1 protein-coding gene is annotated in these 1,639 nt (G+C 34.0%); it reads left to right on the plus strand.

The features are described from left to right. The first annotated feature begins 89 nt into the window (after positions 1 to 89). Complete coding sequence (locus DES36_RS14615) at positions 90 to 1,613, plus strand: IS1182 family transposase (protein ID WP_113921956.1); 1,524 nt, start codon at positions 90 to 92, stop codon at positions 1,611 to 1,613. Positions 1,614 to 1,639: the final 26 nt, after the last annotated feature.

The following is a 1,639-nucleotide window of genomic DNA, read 5'->3' on the forward strand; positions in this document are numbered from 1 at the left end:
CAGACTGTGTGAAAACAAAGGTTTCTACACCTCAAATAGTAAAAATATAGTATAATATAGTTATAAAAGTCGAAATTCGAGGTGTAGTTATGTCAAGATATATTCGTACAGAATTCAATAGAAATCAAGTTGGTTTCATACCTGAATCCTATGATGATAAGATTGCTGATGATAATCCTGTTAGAGTAATTGATGCATTAATCGATAGCTTAGACATGGAAAAGCTAGGCTTCACATATGCTACACCTAAAAAGACCGGAAGAAAGCCATATGATCCTAAGGATATGTGTAAGCTGTATACCTATGGATATTTCGAGGGCATTCGATCATCAAGGAAGTTAGAAAAAGAATGTCATCGAAATGTAGAAGTAATGTGGTTATTAAAGAATTTAAAGCCTGATTTTAAGACGATTGCAGATTTTCGAAAAGACAACAAACAAAGCCTAACAAATCTATTTAAGCAATTTTCTTCTATATGCAAAGAATTAGGCCTATATGGTAAAGAGATGATTGCTGTAGATGGTAGCAAATTTAGAGCGAATAATTCTAGAAGAAAGAATTATACAAAAGGAAAAGTTAAAAAGCAGATTGCTCACTTTGAGGAAAGTGCAAATAAATATATGGAGCTACTGGCTGCATCTGACGACTTCGAATCGAATGAGACAGTGAAATTATCTAAAGAAGAAATCCTTGCGAAGATAGCAGACGCAAAAAAGAAAATAGAAGAGCTTACTGAGCTTGGAAAACGCATTGAAGAAGAAGGTGAAATATCTATAACAGACCCAGATGCAAGACATATGGGTACAAGCAATAATGGAACAGATATTTCGCACAACGTACAAATAGCTGTAGATAGCGAACACCATTTAGTTGTTGCTGTAGATGTTGTCAGTAGCCCAGCTGATCAAGGTCAACTTTATAATATTTCATCAAAAGCGAAAGAAGAACTAGAACTAAGTTTAGAAGATGAACTAATTGTATTAGCAGATAAAGGATACTATACAGGTGAAGAACTACAAGAATGTGAAAAACACAATATGACAACTATTGTAGCAAGACCAAAACTAGCTACTCCTAATGGCGAAGAAGGATATTCGAAGGATAAGTTCATATATAACAGAGAAGACAATTCATATACATGTCCACAAGGTCATAAGTTACCTTGCAAGAGCAAAGAAAGTACTAAAAACAAAAAATATACGAACTATAAAGCATGCAGAAGCTGCCCTGTAAAAAAGAAGTGTACCAATGCAGAGCGAGGTAGGCAGATAATAAGAGGACCTTTAGAAGAAATATATGAACGTGCAGATGAAAGGTACTTTGAAAATAAAGAGCTCTACAAACAGAGGCAAATGATTGTTGAACATGTATTTGGAACAATAAAAAGAGGACTGGGGTTTTCATATTTTCTATTACGAGGTAATGAAAAAGTGAAGGCTGAGTCCTCTATGCACTTTTTTGTCTATAATTTAAAAAGAGTAATAAATTTAATGGGAGCCAAGAAGTTAACGGAGTACTTCAAGGCCTGTATTTTACTACATTTTTTGAATATCACCAAAAACAAACAAAAATGGGTTCAAAATGTAATATTATCGTGTCCAAACGTGGCATAAAAAGCTTATTTTCACACAATCTGACG

This window comes from Alkalibaculum bacchi, from assembly GCF_003317055.1.
In the GTDB taxonomy this organism is placed as follows: domain Bacteria; phylum Bacillota; class Clostridia; order Eubacteriales; family Alkalibacteraceae; genus Alkalibaculum; species Alkalibaculum bacchi.